Annotated in this window: 16 protein-coding genes; all 16 read right to left on the bottom strand. The window is 43.8% G+C overall.

The annotated features are described in order from the left end of the window. Positions 1-29: 29 nt before the first annotated feature. Positions 30-707, bottom strand: a complete 678-nt coding sequence (locus tag QFZ78_RS00865; RefSeq protein ID WP_307544550.1) for an SGNH/GDSL hydrolase family protein — start codon at positions 705-707, stop codon at positions 30-32. Between the two features lie 15 nt (positions 708-722). Further along, positions 723-1,541 (bottom strand): carbohydrate ABC transporter permease, encoded by an 819-nt coding sequence (locus tag QFZ78_RS00860; RefSeq protein ID WP_307544548.1) that lies wholly within the window; start codon positions 1,539-1,541, stop codon positions 723-725. Between the two features lie 12 nt (positions 1,542-1,553). Further along, positions 1,554-2,456 (bottom strand): carbohydrate ABC transporter permease, encoded by a 903-nt coding sequence (locus QFZ78_RS00855; protein WP_307544546.1) that lies wholly within the window; start codon positions 2,454-2,456, stop codon positions 1,554-1,556. A gap of 55 nt (positions 2,457-2,511) precedes the next feature. Then, positions 2,512-3,864 carry an ABC transporter substrate-binding protein gene (locus QFZ78_RS00850; RefSeq protein WP_307544544.1) on the bottom strand — a complete coding sequence of 451 codons (1,353 nt, stop codon included), beginning with the start codon at positions 3,862-3,864 and terminating at the stop codon, positions 2,512-2,514. Next, positions 3,861-5,219 carry a glycosyltransferase family 4 protein gene (locus QFZ78_RS00845; protein WP_307544543.1) on the bottom strand — a complete coding sequence of 453 codons (1,359 nt, stop codon included), beginning with the start codon at positions 5,217-5,219 and terminating at the stop codon, positions 3,861-3,863. Before QFZ78_RS00845 ends, QFZ78_RS00850 begins: the two co-directional genes overlap by 4 nt. Continuing rightward, a complete protein-coding gene (locus QFZ78_RS00840; protein WP_307544542.1) occupies positions 5,216-6,379 on the bottom strand; it encodes a glycerate kinase in 1,164 nt (387 codons plus the stop codon). The genes QFZ78_RS00845 and QFZ78_RS00840 overlap by 4 nt, the downstream gene beginning before the upstream one ends. Beyond that, positions 6,376-8,115 (bottom strand): sugar phosphorylase, encoded by a 1,740-nt coding sequence (locus QFZ78_RS00835; protein WP_307544540.1) that lies wholly within the window; start codon positions 8,113-8,115, stop codon positions 6,376-6,378. Before QFZ78_RS00835 ends, QFZ78_RS00840 begins: the two co-directional genes overlap by 4 nt. Positions 8,116-8,216: 101 nt before the next feature. Beyond that, positions 8,217-9,419: a CdaR family transcriptional regulator gene (locus QFZ78_RS00830; RefSeq protein WP_307544538.1), complete on the bottom strand. Its 1,203-nt coding sequence runs from the start codon at positions 9,417-9,419 to the stop codon at positions 8,217-8,219. Positions 9,420-9,431: 12 nt separating this feature from the next. Beyond that, complete coding sequence (locus QFZ78_RS00825; protein WP_307544536.1) at positions 9,432-10,367, bottom strand: ROK family protein; 936 nt, start codon at positions 10,365-10,367, stop codon at positions 9,432-9,434. 28 nt (positions 10,368-10,395) lie between these two features. Then, positions 10,396-12,138: a class I mannose-6-phosphate isomerase gene (locus QFZ78_RS00820; protein ID WP_307544534.1), complete on the bottom strand. Its 1,743-nt coding sequence runs from the start codon at positions 12,136-12,138 to the stop codon at positions 10,396-10,398. Between the two features lie 120 nt (positions 12,139-12,258). Then, entirely contained in the window at positions 12,259-13,023 is a 765-nt protein-coding gene (locus tag QFZ78_RS00815) for a DeoR/GlpR family DNA-binding transcription regulator (protein WP_307544532.1), read from the bottom strand. Between the two features lie 125 nt (positions 13,024-13,148). Beyond that, positions 13,149-13,421 (bottom strand): hypothetical protein, encoded by a 273-nt coding sequence (locus QFZ78_RS00810; protein ID WP_307544531.1) that lies wholly within the window; start codon positions 13,419-13,421, stop codon positions 13,149-13,151. A gap of 600 nt (positions 13,422-14,021) precedes the next feature. Beyond that, entirely contained in the window at positions 14,022-14,594 is a 573-nt protein-coding gene (locus tag QFZ78_RS00805; protein ID WP_307544529.1) for a hypothetical protein, read from the bottom strand. Positions 14,595-15,105: 511 nt separating this feature from the next. After that, a complete protein-coding gene (locus tag QFZ78_RS00800) occupies positions 15,106-15,777 on the bottom strand; it encodes an ABC transporter ATP-binding protein (RefSeq protein ID WP_307544527.1) in 672 nt (223 codons plus the stop codon). A 62-nt stretch (positions 15,778-15,839) separates the two neighbouring features. Beyond that, entirely contained in the window at positions 15,840-16,403 is a 564-nt protein-coding gene (gene sigK / locus QFZ78_RS00795; RefSeq protein WP_307544905.1) for an RNA polymerase sporulation sigma factor SigK, read from the bottom strand. A gap of 416 nt (positions 16,404-16,819) precedes the next feature. Beyond that, positions 16,820-17,662, bottom strand: a complete 843-nt coding sequence (locus tag QFZ78_RS00790; protein ID WP_307544525.1) for a tyrosine-type recombinase/integrase — start codon at positions 17,660-17,662, stop codon at positions 16,820-16,822. Positions 17,663-17,907 lie beyond the last annotated feature (245 nt).

The raw sequence follows: 17,907 nt of genomic DNA, 5'->3' as shown, positions 1-17,907 counted from the left end.
GAATGATTCTCCTACTCCGATAGACATGTTTATTTGATAAAGTCGTAACGAATAATCGCTTCTGTGATTTCTTCGGCAATGAGCTCATAAGCGTATCGACTAGGGTGAATATGGTCATTTTGGTCGATAAACCAACGGATCGGAACACCAGATCTCACCTTTTCGTTAACACGCTCAAACACATTGATATACGGCACATTTTCATTTTGTGCAAATTGGACGGCAGCTTGAAGGTACATCTCGCTGTATCCCGCCCATTCCTGCCTTAAATCTTTGGCAACGTTTCGATACGTCGGTACATGATCCAAGAAATTCTCTTTATCAGGCGGTATCGTAATGAGAAACACCACCTGAGCTGGTGTTGTTGCTTTGATTTCGTCTAGTAACTGGCGCAATACGTGATGATAGTTTTCAATGCGATGTTTCCCATCCAAACGATGATTGTAGGCGAATGATTCGACAACAACGAGGTCGGGACTAACCGAAGAAAGGCACTTCTGTATGCCGGTTCCGGACGGACCAGGGAAGTCATGGGAGACACGATAAATCCCATATTCCGCCCGAGTTCCGCTTACACCATAATTGAACAGTTCAAAAGGTTGCTCCGGAAATTTACTTTCTAAGGAAGCCTTAAGCTCGGGCATGTCTGTCCCCCAAAAGGCCGTCATGGAATCGCCTAGACAAGCGATTTTATATTTGCGTTTCATATCAGCAGCTCCTTCTTACCCTTTTACAGCCCCTGCCATCAATCCATTCACAAATTGCTTCTGAAGTACGAGGAACACGGCAAGCGCTGGAATTAATGACAAGACATTGGCCGCTAATATTTTGGACCATGGAACGTTGTCAGAATTGCTTAGCATCATGGCCAGCTTTAACGGCAAAGTGAAATGAGACTCGCTTTGCAGCAGGACGAGCGGCATCGTGAATGAGTTCCAATTCTGTACGAAATCGATAATAACTAAAGCGGTTATAGCAGGTCGGATCAATGGAATAATAATCTGAACGAATGTGCGGAAATCTCCTGCCCCGTCCATTTTGGCTGCCTCAAGCATTTCATCTGGAATGTCATCGATATATTGCTTCGTAAAAAATATGGCAAAAACAGATACGGAGAACGGCAGAATCAAACCAAGTAACGAATCGAACATGCCTAGCTTCGTGATAATGAAATAAACAGGCAACATTAAGACCGTTGGTGGAATGATCATGGTTGCAATCAAACCAGAGAATAGGACATCCCTACCGAGAAAGCGTTTCTTGGAAAACGCAAATCCCGCCATACTCGAGAACAGCACCGTAAGAATAACAGTAGGAACTGCCACAACTAGTGAGTTAGTAAAGGTCACGCCGAAATTGAGCTTACTCCAAATATCGGGATAGTTATTCCAAACTAATGTATCTGGGAAAAACGTTGGCGGAAATTTTACAATGTCCTCATCGCTTTTCAAGCTGGAAACCAATACCCAGTAAATAGGTATCAGAAATACGATGCCAATTGCCCAAAGAGTGATAGTGGGCAGTACGTTTTTGTTTTTCATGTTACGAGCCCCCTAGCCTAATCTTCGATCTACTAGCTTTCTTTGAATAATGGCCACGCCTACGACAAAGATGAACAACAAGTAAGACATCGCGGCAGCAGGACCGAACTCATAATATTTAAACGCCCTGTTATAAATAAGGAATGGAACCGTAATGGTTGAATCTCCCGGGCCGCCACCTGTCATGATGAATATTTCTTGGAACACGTTCAACGAGTGAATTAACAACAATATCATAACGACTAACGAGATACGCCCTAGCAATGGCCAGGTAATCAATCGGAATTTTTGGAATTTCGTTGCGCCTTCCACATCGGCTACTTCATAAAGATCTTTAGGGATATTCTGTAGTCCAGATAAGTAAATCAGCATATAGTAACCGATATTTCTCCAGCATGACATCAATACGATGACTGGCATCGCCCAAGCAGCATTCGCAAGCCAGTTAGGCCCTGTTAAACCGAACTTCAATAGCAACGCATTGACTAAACCTTTGTCTCCATTAAACAAAAACATGAAAATTAAACTGCCGCTTACAATGGAAATAATATAAGGAATAAAGAAAATCGATCTGACGAAATTAACACCTTTGAGTTTCTGATTCACAAGTATGGCAAGAAAAACAGCGCCAAACATAGATAATGGAATGAATAGAACACCGAAATAGGCTGTATTCACAATAGCTTTGAAAAATAACGGATTATGAATGGCCGCCGAATAGTTATCCCAACCAACAAATGTCCCCGGAATTTCGAATAGACCTGCATTTTTGAGTGCAATCGGCTTTACGTTCTTAAAACTGACGATGACAGACCAAATGATCGGGTAAATCAAAAAGAGACCTAGAATAACGATAGAAGGTAATAAAAAAAGATATGCGTTGAGATCTCCGAGCTTGCTTCTTAAAACCTTCACTGCGAGTCCCCCTTCAGAAATGGGAGCCCCCAGACTACGGGTGCTCCCCACTTGTTTACTTCGAATTCTTAATAATGGTGTTGCCTTTTTCTTGAACTAACTTCAGCGCATCTGCTGCCGAAATTTTGCCGGATACAGCTTGATTTAAAGCGCTTGTATATACTTCATCACTGATTTGTGCCCATTGTGGAATCGGGAATAAGGAAACTGGATATTCGACACCCTTCATAAACGTATTAAATTCTGGGTGGTCTTTATAAAACTGCGTGTCAGCCATATCTTTACGAATTGGAATTCGGAATGGATAGTATTTACCATCTTCGGCTTTTTCACCCTTCATGACCATTTCCTGAGCTGGTTTGGAGCTCAAGTATTTGATGAGCTTCTTGGATGCAGCGAGCTTATCCCCTTCAACCCCAGTTGGAACGGAAAGCAGGTAGGACGTCACTTCAGTCGCTTTACCAGCAGGACCTGTTGGTACTTCAGCTACACCCGCTTCGAACTTACCGTTCGTTTTCCAAGCTTCGGCAACACCCCAAGGACCCGACAATTCCATCGCGACGACTTGGTTTCTGAAATCCGTTTGAATGGCTGCGCCATCTTTATTTAATGCATCAGGAGGTGACGTTTCGGTCAACAGCTTCGTAAAAAATTCTAAGGCTTTAATCCCTTCAGGGGAATTAATCGCAACTTCGCTTTTCCCATCCTTTGTAGTGACAAGTTTAGCTCCTGCTTGGCCTGCGAATAGACCGTACTGCCAGCCCAAGTCGGCACCTTGCTTACCTGACAACCCGATACCGAATTGATCTGGCTTGCCATCCCCGTTCGTATCCACGGTTAATTTCTTAGCCGCTGCATAGAATTCATCCCACGTTTTCGGTACTTCCTTGATGCCAGCCTTCTCAAACAGGTTCTTGTTATAAATGACTTGAATGGTGTGACCTAGCCACGGCATGCCTGTCAGTTGGCCTTCATTCATAGCAAGTTCCCAAATCTGCGGCATGTAATTGCTTTTCTCAGCTCCGAAATCCTTCATCAAATCAACGAATGCCCCTTGGACAGCCAATGGTTTAGCATCGCCGTATGCGACCTGAAGTACCTCTGGTGATTTTCCGCTTAAAATTTGTGTAAGAAGCTTCTGCCCCGTTTGCACGCCGCCCAGCAATTCGACTTTCACATCTTTATTTTCTTTTTCGAATTGATCAAGCATTTCTCGAATCGCTTTACCTCTGCCTGAATCGCTTGCCCATGCAATCTGCATGCTAATGTTTGTCACTTTGCCATTGCTATTAGCCTGTGTACTTGCAACTGGTGCCGCGGAAGATGTCTCGTTCGTATTCGTGCTGCTGCAAGCTGTCATGAGTCCCATTAGACATGTCATCGATATTAGACCTAACTTTTTGTTCATCTTGTGACCTCCTCAAGTAATGGTTCCAAAAGTAAGTGAAGCGATTCATATGAGAAATTCATGTTACCAATCTTGAAATTATGTTGAACCATCTGTGTATACGCGTCTTCATCGGTTAGCAATTGTGCCATCTTGGTGGCCGCTGCCTTCACATTCTTGCTTTTCACACTAGCTAACCCATTTGCTTCGATCTGATGCGTGTTACCTAGGGAAACAATGTCAAATCTAAATTCCTTAATATCCTTCTGGTAAACTGGATATTCATAAATTAGGATCGGTTTCTGTGCGAACACGGCTTCGAGTAATTGATTGCCCCATCCTTCAATCACACTTGGAAAGGTGACAAAATCCGCAATGACATAGGCGTCCCAGAGTGAATACCTTTTCTGTCCCTTAGCATATGAACGCGATTGATCGATCAATGGGTTGATAAACCGTATATCGATGCCAAGGGTTTCCGCTTTTATTCTTAGCTTTTCCGTATATTCGTAACTGGATTCCGGCATGCCCGCTAGAACATAAACGAGTCGGTTGCGATCCGAAAGCGTTTTCCCATTATAGAGAGTTGTATTGCGTTGTTTTAACGATGCTAATTGTGCTTGCAACCCCGCCACTGTATCGATACCTAACTCAATCGCCTTACGCTCGGTTACCCGGGTAGCTTGCAGAATTACAATATCGTCTTCATTGACGCCGATATCACTACGCAGTGATGCATTGAAATCGTCTCTTTCCCAAAGCTTGGCATTAAAATCGAATACGTTTGGAATGATGGCGGCATTCAGTTTTCTGTGCTGCATCAGTTCATCGTGATACAGTCGATTCGTAACGACATGGGTGACATTCGGCAGATCTGGTGGAAACAGTGTGTTGAGCCATTCAGTTACCGTAGGACAAGTCGGATTTAAGTATCGCTCTCGTTGCCAGTAGAAGTTATGGTGAAGCGCCATACAAGGAATACCGGTTACCTTTAACGCATTCGTGAAGGCGATTCCAGCGGGTAAGCTCCACCCTAACGAGAACAAGTTGTGAGTAATAAGCAAATCGATGGATTCCGTTGCAATGAAATCGACGATCTTTCGCTCCATGATGTCAGCGCAGGCTATCACGTCGTCAACAAATTCTTTTTCCGAATCATAATCCATCATGTTGTCATAAGCGTTGTACACGAACTTCTCGTTCATCGGATACTTATAATGAAGCTCTGCGATCACATGCGCACGAACTTGGCCTTCACTTCCAGCGAGCAGCAGCACCTCATGTCCCATTTGCTTCAATACTTGTTTCCACTTCTCAATCTCCAAAGAAACACCATCTGTTTCACCGACCCTAAAGTGGGCTAGTGCAATTTTCAACTTCCCCCCCCCTTCGCCTTAAAGTGTCCCGCAAGATGAATCGTTTCAAAAAACCGAATGACGGCTTTCTTCAACAGCTTCTCTCCCTGTTTCATAGCGTCTTCCAGCGTCATCACACGATCAATGATCGGGATTACCATTTGGATGCCCTCACGTCTCATCACTTGCTCGCTCCCCTCCGAAATGCCTGTGAAGACGACAACCGGAACGTTAAACGGTTTAGCTAAGCGAGAAATGCCGATCGGCGCTTTACCATAGAGCGATTGGGTATCAAACTTGCCTTCACCTGTGATAACTAGGTCAGCGTCCTTCAATTGCTCCTTGTATCGGCTTAATTGAGCAATCAAATCAAAACCGCTCATCATTCTTAGATGGGAGAAGAAGGAAAGTAAGGCAAATCCAAACCCTCCGGCAGCTCCTGCGCCAGGCTGCTCCCGCATGTCACATCCTGCTGTTTGAGACACGAGTTCGGCAATCCGGCTGATCCGTTGTTCGAAGACGGCTATCTCATGCGGCTGCAACCCTTTCTGTGGACCGAAGACATGGACAGCACCTTCGGTTCCCAACAGCGGATTTTTGACATCGGATGCAACGACTAGCTCGACTTCGTGAAGACGTGCATCCAATTGGCTGGCATCCATGCGAACAAGGGCATCCAATTGAAAACTTTCTCCGATGATCTCTTTATCGTTCCCATCAAAGCATTGAAGCCCTAACGCTTGTAGGCAGCCGATTCCTGCATCGATGGTTGCGCTTCCGCCCAGCCCGATAATAATCTTCCTGGCTCCACGTTCCAAGGCGTGACGAATGAGTTGACCTGTTCCATAGGTAGAGAGTCCGACTGGCTTACGTTCACTTTCCTTCAAAAGGGTTAACCCCGAAGCGGCTGCCGTCTCGATGACGGCCGTCCGATCCTTTTCAATCCAGCAGTAACAGGCTTGAATGGTCCGATGGCAGGGATCCATCACTTCGTGCCAGATCATTTCTCCTCCAGCAATGATTCGGTACGTTTCCGCCGTACCTTCCCCTCCATCAGCCATTGGGATTTTGATAGTTTGAGCGGAAGGGAACACAGACAGTATGCCGGCTTCGATCTGATTGGCGGCATCGACCGTGGACATCGATCCTTTAAAGGAGTCTGGCGAAATGATGATCTTCACTTGTCATCACCCCCTTCAAGACGGATCCACATCACTTGGTAAGGCGCTAAAGTGAGTTGCAGCGAATTTTCGATAACGATATTTTGCTCAGAAATCAAGTCAAAAGCCGCTTGTCCATGCTTCCAGCCTGTCTGTAAAGCCGCGAAGTCTTGCTGTACGGTTTTATTGGTAATATTCACGATGGCAAGTAACTCTTGATGTTGCGACGATGTACGAAGCAAAGCGAATAGCTGGCTGTCACTCGTCAGAATACGTTGAGAAGCATTCGGATGAAAGCTTGGTTGTATAACCCGAATCCCAATGAGCTTCTTAAGCGCTTGGAAAACTTGCTCCCGCAGAGAACCTTCTGTTTCCAATTCTAGCTGCAATTGATCATGTTCCAGCTGCTCTCGGTTAATCGAACGGTAACGCCCTGTCGCCTTCACACCTTCTTGATCGTTTTGAGATCCGAGCAAACTATGAACGTAGATCGCTGGCATGCCCATGAAAGACAAGAGAATGGAGTGAGCCGCGACAACGCGTTTGACTTTAAGCGCAATAGCATCATCCGGATGAGATAAGGCATTTAAGTAGTTGATATTTAACTCATACGGACTCTTCGTTCCGTCACCATTGTTTTTGTAAGAGACAAATCCACCATGATCCTGCACCTTTAAAGCCATGGTGTTTACTTCTTCCTTGGTCAAGATGCCTTCCACTGGACGTACGCCAATGCCATCATGCGAGGCTAGGAAGTTAAAAAATGACGTCTCTTGTGTAGTAGATCCGAGTGACTCAGCCCATGCCTGAAGCTTACTGCTGTCCCCCGTATGCAGCGTATGCAAGGTAAGCGGTGGCAATGGGAATTGATACACCATGTGCGCTTCATTCGAGCCATTACCGAAGTAACTGATATTGTCATGATGCGGCACGTTCGTCTCTGTAATGATCACGATGTCAGGTACCGCTGTTTCCAGCACCTCACGAATCACCTGTACAATCGCATGCGTTTCTTCAAGATGCATACATGTTGTTCCGAGCTTCTTCCACATAAACCCGATCGCATCCAACCGAAGGTAACGAGCCCCGCGTGCTGCATACATCAGCAGAATTTCTACGATTTCAAACAGTACCTTTTCACTGGCAAAATTCAAATCGATCTGATCATCGCTGAAGGTTGTCCATATGTGCTTCTCTCCCGCAGGTGTTTGGAACTTCGTCAGTAGTGGCAAAGCACGCGGGCGTGTTACACTGCTGTAATCCGCATCTGGATCTGCTTCAACGAAATAATTCGCATATTCTGGATTGCCGAGCAAATATTGTTGGAACCAGTCACTGTGCTGTGAAATATGGTTGATGACGCCGTCGAACATTAAATCAAAGTCCTGTGACAATGCCGTAACATCATCCCAATTGCCCAGTTCTGGGTTCACTTCACGATAATCGATAACGGAAAAGCCATCGTCGGAAGAGTAGGGATAGAATGGAAGAATATGAACAGATGACAATATCCCTTCGCAATTCCGAAGTAAAAACTTTCGAAGTGACTGCAGTGGTGCCTCGCCTTCGCTTCGGATGGAATCACCGTAAGTGATGAGCATGACATCGTTTTCCGATACCCAACGCTTTTCCTTCGACTTCCCTAAAGCGTATTTGTTTAGTATTTGTTGGATTTGTTCATGAATAGCAGGAGCCTTCTCGTTGCCATATATGATGTTAAGTTTATCTAGTAGTGCATTGCATTGGTCAATTGCCATTCGCTGTAGAACCACCTTTACTCTGTGTGATACCTAAATCGTAACAGTTTCTGAAAGCGCATAACATATTACACGTACCAATCATTCGCTCCGCATTCCCGCTAATTATTGTTACCTGTACCAAGACCTATACCTGAAGAAGAGGCTTGATTGGCTGGATGAAAATAGATGGCTAAATATAGCAATACCGCTTCTTCGAATACACGTGGATCGTACCCGGTTAATTCCTTAATCTTGATCAATCTGTATTGAAGTGTATTCTTATGAATAAACAGCCGTTCAGCCGTCTTATTAATCGATTGATTGCAGGCAAAAAATAAACTCAGTGTTTCAATGATTTCTTTGGGATCCGAGAAAGCCGTTGCATTTAACGTTTTCCGCACAAAATCATGGCTGCTTTCCACAGGTACACTATCTAACAGCATTTCTAGCCGGAGATCGTCATAAAATAACAGGCTCCATTCATCCGATGATCTCGTATAAGATTCGGCTTTTTCGGATTCCAAATAGGAAATCGGTATCCCGCGGATGAAATCATAATATTCCCCGACACCCACCTTAATCGTGTAATTCTCTGATTTAGGAAACTGCCTCAAAATATATTGGATTTTATGAGAGACGACATCTTTTCTAGTTTCTTCACTGGAACCTTGACATGTCAGGAGCAAGGCAAATTTCATGAACCCAACCGGAATGATAACATCTTGATCATTAAATTTTATGGCTTCTTGTAAATAGCCTTTATAGCGATTTTGCTCTTTTTGCAGATCGTAAGACGTCCCTCCTTTTTGAATATCGATGTTGTAATGAATATGGACAGTGATGACAACACGCGGCAAATTAACGTTAAGTCCGATCATCCATCCCCTTGAGGAGAGGACTTTATCTTCTTTCCATCTCCCCTCCAACCAATCACGAATAAAGACCTCTTTCGACTGATTAATGATTTCGTTTTGCTCATCGATGAGTTGTTCTTTGATTAATATCTCCGTCATCTTGCGGATGATCTCTGCCATCTTTAATACTTCCGGTTCGGTAGCCGTAATGCCAATGACACCGATCACGCGATTCTCAAAATAAACAGGCAAATTGATGCCGGCTTTGGATCCTGCAAATTGATTATCTTTAACCAATAGCTTTTTTTTCGTTTTTAAAACGACCAGAGCTCCCTCATGAACTGAACCGATACGAGATTGATCCGTGCTCGCGATAATAATCCCTTCATCATTCATAAAGTTAATATTTCGGTCAATAATTTTGAAAAGCTCTTTCACGATATATTGCGACTTTTCACTCGAGATCATTGGAACCAACTCCTAATGCTCTTGCAGCAGATGATAGATGCCCATGAGCGTACTCCGTAAGGTATCATGACTAACGACCACAGAGGCGTGTATTTCCTTTTGAATGAATTGACGACGAAGGCTTGGGATAAACAGCTCTCCACTTTTGGGAATTTGACCGCCTAGCACAATAATGTCAGGGTTAAAAGTCTTCAGAACAGTTGCTAATGCCTCTGCAATTCGCTCGCCAAACGTGTCGAACAGTTGCCGAGTTGATGCCTCTCCAGCACGGGCGGATTCGGCTAACTCCTTGACATCACGCCCCATCAAGTTAATTCCTTGTTCGGATGCAAGCGCAAGCAACCCGCGCCGCGAGATATAATCATCAGCGATACTGGCACGGTAGGGAATCGCATACACCCAGCCGCTCGCTGGAACATCCTCTCGCTGCGTAATCAACTTACCTGACTCCACGAACCCGGATCCGACTCCAGTTCCAAGAGTAAGACAAACGGCCTTCCGAAAGTTTGCCGCTTGCCCGAAATGGGCTTCTCCTATCGCAAAAAGGGAAGCATCATTCTCAAAACTAAGCAAGAAATCAGGCATGATTCTACCCTTTAATCGCGTGTCCATCAGCATCATCTTCTGTAGCTGTTCACCAACCTGCATCCCGTATAAAGCATCGAATTTATTTAAGCCTTGAATATAGCTAATCCCCTGTTCATAATCGAACGGGCCGGGAAAGGCATAACCTATCCCAACAATCCGTTCTTGGCCTTCAGGATCTGCTAATCTCAGCAGGTCTACAGCCATTTGTACAAAATGATCAAAGATATTCACAGCGGATTCGTTCGCTTTGGACGGATACTCCGAAATCGATTGCTCAATCATCCGTCCCGAGCTATCAATGGCTCCTGCTTTAATAGAGGTACCGCCAACATCGAAAGCTAAATAAATCCCTACCTGCATCCTATTTCCCTCCATTTGAACCTGCTTGTTATCCTTTGACAAAAGCCTTGATTGTCGCTATCGTCTTTCCGATACTTGGGCCCGAAGGTTTAATGACATATTGCCCAACCGATGCCGGTATAATAAACGTCTCCGCATAATGAATAATGAAAGGTTCAAATAAACCTTCAGGACTTTCCACGACAGCCTCATCGCCTTCAACAAGATTAAGCATATGAACACTGCCATTGCCTTCATGCAGCACGGGCTCTGAGAACCAGTGGCGACGTGTTTCGATAAATTGGAACTCATGAAGACCTGTGCGCTCTTCTCGCCAGCCTTCTCCCTCGGCTACCGATTCTACTCTACCGACTAATTCTTTCTCGGACCAAGCTGTCGTACGATCCCATTGAATTACTTTCTCCCCATGGTCAATATGAACCGGGCGCGGTTTCCCATCTAGCCCTACGCGATCCCAATCCCACAGTTTAAAGGTGAAAATATAAGGCGTCGCACTAATTTCGAGCACCATACAGTCACTGCCTGAGCAGTGCACGGTACCAGCAGGAATCAAGAAATGATCATGCTTCACAGCTGGAAATATATTGACATATTGTTCGGCTGGGAAGGGTACACCTTGCTCCGCTTTCCGTAAACCCTCGATCATCTGTTCGGGCACTACATCATCTTTAGTGCCTAAATAAACTTCAGCCCCGGGCTTAGCATCCAAAATATAATAGCTCTCGTCCTGTGTATAGTTCATCCCGAATTGATTGCGAATATAATCAGTTGTTGGATGGACTTGTAAGCTTAAATGCTGGCCGCCAACGGTATCGAGGAAGTCGAATCGGATCGGAAACTCTGCGCCGAATCGGGCATAAACCCGCTCCCCAAGCAGCGACTTTGGCTGTAAGAATACGAGGTTAATTGCTGGCACATCCAATTGAATCGAACCGAAGTCCAGACACAAGCTGTTTTCCTCTGGCACGCCATCGAAGCCCCACGCATACGGATGTTCTTTGGGTTCCAAAGACATCTTCTCCACAAGCCAATTACCGCCCCAAACACCAGGATCAAAATAAGGGACAAGTCTGAAAGGTCTACGAGCGATTTGTTCCATACCATCCCGCAAGGATTCCCATGAAACAAGCTTCGGATCGTCCTTCACATTCGTGTCGAGATAATAGTCCATGTGATCAAACAGCGACCGCTTCAGTCGATCCGCCATGCGCCATTCGTAGAAATATCCCCGCTTGTATTTACGCAGCATATCCTCATTTTCGTTATGAGCAAGCCAATTACCAAATTCCTTCGAACGGTAGCGAAGCTGAATTTCCCATCGTGTGATATCTGCATATACAAGTAAATCACCTTTGGAGACAAGCGAGGCACCGAAACCAATCAGGATGACAGTCCCTTCTGACACCGCATCCACTTGCTCTTTAAGTTGTGCCAATTTCAATGCGTCATACAAATCTTCAATATGAAAAGGAGACATGTATCCGAATACCCGGTCATCCGTTAGATAACGTTCCAACATGCTTTCCATCTCAGCTGCATCCATAGCGGCTGCTTCCACGTCGATGACGACGGAGGGCTGAAGGTAAGGTTGAAGCCCTTCTAGAATTTCTTGCTTTCGAACACCTGGATAACATTCAATAACAAGAACTTCTTTCTGCTTTTTGTGCAAACGAGCATTCAACACCTCACCAATCTCCGTGTAACCTCGTCGTGCCTCTTGCTCGTGCCCTTGAATTCGAATCGATGGTTTCTTGTTGTATGTAATCGTCATGAATGGCTACCTCCATCTAATTTATCATTATATAACATAAGATAACATAAACTAACATATTCGACCACAAAAAAATCTCCTTGTAACTGAGTAGTTACAAAGAGATTGGTGTTTAACCTGTTAGACCACATGTAATTCTACGCCTGCTAACTCACAGGCTTCACGTACTTGTTCACTCACTCCGCTATCTGTAATCAGCACCGACACTTCATTTAACTGAGCCACCGTAGCGAACGATCGGTTGCCGATTTTGGAAGAATCCAACAACATGATCGTTCTTGCCGCCGATTGAATCATCGTTTTCTTGACCTGTGTATCCATCATGTTCGGATCTGTGAACCCGGCTTCTACTGTAAAACTAAGTGACGACAGAAAAGCTGTGCGCGCGTGATACTGGGAGAAAAAAGCTTCTGCCACTGGACCCACAAATGTGCCTGAAGGTTCTCGCAATACACCTCCACAACATAAGACCGTATGCGTTCCTGCCACACTCCTTAGCTGCTGGAGGGCATCAAGTCCGTTGGTCATCAGTGTCAAACCTTCGTGTTTGAGATACGCGGCCATTCTGGACACCGTCGTCCCTCCCTCCACAATAAGGACATCCCCATCGGACACAAACCGCTCTGCGGCATAGGCTGCAAGCCTTTCCTTCACTTCAGGATTCCGCGATTGCTTCTCCGGCAGGGCGGGCTCTCCAATAAGTTTATCTACGTATATGGCTCCACCATGCGACCGCGCAACCAAGCCTTGTTGCTCTAGAAGCTCAAAGTCACGCCGAATCGTCATCTCCGATACGCCAAATTGGTTACTCAAATCCTTAATTGTAGCGCCTCCATGACGAGCCAAATATTCGCTGATAACATGCCTTCTTTGGATAGGTAACACGAACGAACACCTCATTGAATAAATTGCATGTAATTATCACATAACATAACACAATGGGAAGATTTCGTAAAATGAAAATGATGCGTTTTCTATGAGCTTTATCCATTTATGAATTCAGTTACCGGTCAAACACCATGGTAAGCCAGCTGATGATAGTAAGCACCATTCATATCGCTACTTAACCGCCATTTGATGTCGCTTATTAACGCATAAGCATTTTTAGCCTGTACCTGATCATGAGCCTGAAGCAGCGTGACTTCTTTTTCACACCTTTTCATACAATCCATCAGAAGCGCATGCCTATTTTCAATTTTCGTCATCATTAACACTCTATCTGAAGAACCATCTCCGTATGCACTTTGAACACTTTGATCACCTGGATTTGATAGTCCAGACATTTCCTTAAAGCCACATAGTCCTCTTCAATGAGATCATGTTTACATTGCTCCAGGATTTCACTCATTTCAATACATGACTGATCGCCTGATCCTTTTCATCAAGAATCAGTGCTAGATTTTCTTCACTCGGCTCTAAAATCCATTTCCTTTCCTGACCAGCTGTATTATAGGGATGATCCTAATATTCCAACTGCCACTCATATCTTTCAATCGAGCCAATAAAAGAGGAATGGAAATTATTCACGATAGATTCATTGGCATAATGTGCTTGTTCCGCTACTCTCTCCGACAATTTAAAGAACTCCAGCATCCGATCAGGGAATCCCCTTCTCTTACACATTCGCCATATTTCGGCGAGTTGGATATTCATATCCCAACAGGTTTTGAAAAACACATCATATTTAATCGACTGTACACCCTTTAAAACGGCATAATCCCCGACAAATTTGGAGTTCGGACCTAGGGCATATCCACGAATCCTACACATGAAGCCACTAATGCCTTTATGGTAGTAATATCTCATGCGATCCGGTATGAACTGTAGCGCGCAGGTGATCCACCCGGCCCAATCTCCTCGGTATTCCCCTCCGAGATCGAACTCTACCCATTCCCTGCCCGGAGAAAGTCGACCTGGGAGCGTCGCTGGAGAGTGAAAGCGAAAGAAATCCTCCACCTGCATTTTGCTTCGCGAATCGCAACGCTCAGGAAATCTACCCAAAATATCTTCATACACTTTCTCACAATCAGGATGATGGGTAAAACTAGAACAAATAATACCACTTTGCCTGAGTTTGCACTGCTATATTTGTAATTCGTGGTTGTCGTGTTAAACGTAATATTCGATGTGTTCGCACTTATATCAATTAGCCCTTGAGAAGCGTTTGTGATGAAGTTACCGTTCATCTTCAAGTCCGTGATAGCTACATTGGATACCTGGCTCGTGTTGTCGTACCCTTGAATCTTGGAATGGAAGTTGTCGATGTTCTCAAAGGTAATTCGAGTCAGTTCTATATTGCTAACCGGGCCAACCTCTGTGCTCCCATACTTGGCCGTCCAAATGAGGATCGGTGCTATCATAAACTGGCCAGAGGTGCCATTATTATGGATCTTTTCTGTACGGATATCGATACAATGAATGTCGCTCCAGACGCCATTTCCTTGGTCATGATCCACACTAATCCCCCGATAACCAAGAATTACATCAATATTGATACATCTTATTTTTATGTGAACTTTATTCCAACCTGGCACATTTCTTCTATATTCTGCTTGTAAAATCAAACGCAAATAAAAAAGAAGCAAGATTCTAAGAATCCTGCTCACTATTTATTCGTTCCTTTTGTTTCCAATTATCGTACAAACAAGAAAAACATTCATTATTTTCCACAAAAGAACTTGTTTACAAAAGTAATTTTTATTAAATGACTTTATTTCAGGTTAAACGACTTTATTTCAGATTAAACATCTTTATTTCATCTCGCCATCAAATATGGCGGTACTTAAGTCACTGTTTTTAAAGATTACTGGTATAATCCGCAAAACTTCATTATTGTGACGATGAATTTTCTCTTTAGTAATCAACAAAGTTAGTCATAAGACAAAGTCCAGAAATAGATAGTTTACTCATCATTATTAAATGATTAAAGCCCTACGATTTTTATCGTAAGGCCGGATATTATTCATATTAATGAACCAACCGCCCATCCCGAAACCGCACAACCCGCTTCGCCTGCTCCGCAACCTGCCGATCATGCGTAATCACAATAATCGTCCTGCCCTGTTCGTTCAATCGCCTGAAAATATCCATGATCTCCGCGCCTGTCTTCGAATCCAACGCACCCGTAGGCTCATCCGCCAAAATGATCGGCGGATCGCCAGCCAATGTACGAGCAATCGCAACACGTTGCTGCTGTCCGCCGGATAGCTCCGAAGGAAAATGATTCCTCCGGTCGAGCAAATCCACCGCTTCCAGCGCTTGCATTACCAGCGGCTCCCGTTGTTTTCTCGTCATCCCCCGATATATCAACGGAAGCTCAACATTCTCAAACGCACTCAACCTCGGCAACAGGTTAAAGCTCTGAAAAACAAACCCGATCTTCCGATTCCGAATCTCAGCTAATTGCGAATCCTTTAGAGCGTGAATCTGCTTTCCATCCAGAACATAATGGCCTTCGTCCGAAATATCCAAACACCCGATAATGTTCATCAGCGTGGACTTTCCGGATCCCGACGGCCCCATAATTGCGACGTATTCACCCTGTACAATGTCTAACGTAATGTCATCCAACGCACGAATCGTCTCGCCGCCCATATGATAAAATTTACTAACGTTCTCAATTTGGATTAAGGCTGTCATTGTCTTCGCCTCCATTATTTGATGCCAAATAAATGAAGAATACGATGCTACAACCTAACGACTTACCGCTTCGCCTTATAAAATTCATGATATAGCTTCATCAACGCCCGCTTCTCGATCCTTGAAACATACGAACGCGAAATCCCCAGCTCCTTCGCAATCTCCCGCTGTGTCCGCTCTTCCCCACCAAGCTCCAAACCAAACCGACCGACAACAACTTCCTTCTCGCGGTCGTCCAAAATTTCTAAATTTTTATATATCTTCGACTTCTCAATCTTCAACTGTACCGCATCCACCACATCATCCGCCTCGCTGCCGAGTATGTCGATGAGCGTTATTTCATTCCCCTCTTTGTCCGTTCCAATAGGATCATGCAGAGATACATCTTTTCGCGTTTTCTTCAAGGAGCGCAGGTGCATTAAGATCTCATTTTCTATACAGCGTGCTGCAAAAGTCGCCAACTTCGTGCCCTTGTTCGGGGAGAAGGATTCAATAGCTTTGATAAGTCCAATCGTCCCGATGGAGATCAAATCTTCCAAATCTTCCCCCGTATTATCGAATTTTTTGAGGTTGTGTACTCGAAGCAACGTAAATGTTTGTTGCAGTGATGGGCCACCATGTTGAATTCATAATTTTACAGGGAAATTTGTAACTTAACCTATAAGTTTGCCATGGTAAACTTATGCTTCCTAATACAATAAGCCCTTAAAAATCAAGGACCTTTGATTAAGAAAAATTCAATTTGTGTTCAGACTTTATTTCTATTTCTTTGGGACAAATAAAATGAGTTCCGCAGGAGTAGCAATAGTACAAAACCTATTCAAAGCATAGGAATGAATTGAGATTAGTGATGATAGCCACTCGCATTCTACGAGTTCTAATTACCCATGCTATAAGTGAACATCGTACAACATTGATCGAAAAAATGCTGATACTGATGCAAATCATAAACGGATTAACAAAGATACCTTTCTTCATTTGTAATCAACTCAAGATAGTTTATACGCATAATAGCTACTTTTCCGTTAGCCTCAAATGGATCCTAAAAATAACGTCGATACAATTCTCTCCGTCGTTCACCCCTCAACTGGGCATAAATCTGAGTGGTTGATGCTTTTTCATGCCCAAGCATTCCTTGTATAAACTCCAATGGTGCACCGTTATCTAACAGTTGACAAGCATAGGTATGTCGAAAACGATGTGGGTATACATTTGCAGCTACTTCACTTCGCGCTGCCAACAGTTTTAATGAGTGACGGATCGTTGGGATACTCAAACGGCGGATAGGATGACTTTCGGTGACGAACAACGCTTTACTGGAATCCTCACGACTCTCAAGGTATCTTTTTAACCATACCTTGCACTCTGTCGTAAAATATACTTCCCTTTGTTTGGAACCCTTTCCATTTACAATTGCCGAGCAGTTTTCCCAGTTGATGTCTTCAATATTTAATTTCTGTACTTCGCCGACACGGCAACCGGTACAATACAGAAATTCTAAAAGAGCATGCTCACGTGGCGAATGACATGAAATCTTTAGATGGATAACATCTTCTTCAATCAGAAATTTGGGAATTCGTTTATCCATCTTTGGTTCTCTCAACTTAAGGGATGGATTTTTAGGAAGATGGCCTTCTTCAAAAGCAAAACGAAAAAGAGAACGCACAAATCGGATCCGATGTCCTAAACTGCTTGGCTTTAATCGCTCTGATTGTTTGGCCAAATAGTCTTTTAGCAGATTTAAAGATACCTCCTCGAGTTCGAGATTACCCATTTCGCGGATCAACATCTTTAACTGAAGAAAGTAAGCTTTTAATGTGTGAGGACTGAACCCCAATATTCGTTTATCGGCTTCATAAAGTATCCATAACTCGTCTAATTTCATAGCAAACCCTCCCAATTCATCTAATAATTCTAGCTTTACTAGAATCGGGAGGATTTAATCTGTCTAAATTATCTTTTTCAAAATAATTAAGATAACACGCTGATTGAATCTAAGTGCCCATGAGCTTAATAACAAAATCTTAGCAAAATAGTCGAAACAGACTGTTAAAATTATTTCATAACTTCTTGAGTGCTATTGTAAATAATTTCATATTTATGAAATAATGTAATAGATAATTATTTCAT

This window comes from Paenibacillus sp. V4I5, from assembly GCF_030817255.1.
Classification (GTDB): Bacteria; Bacillota; Bacilli; order Paenibacillales; family NBRC-103111; genus Paenibacillus_E.
The sequence above is the reverse complement of the archived record's forward strand: the minus strand, read 5'-3'. Positions and strand labels throughout refer to the sequence as shown.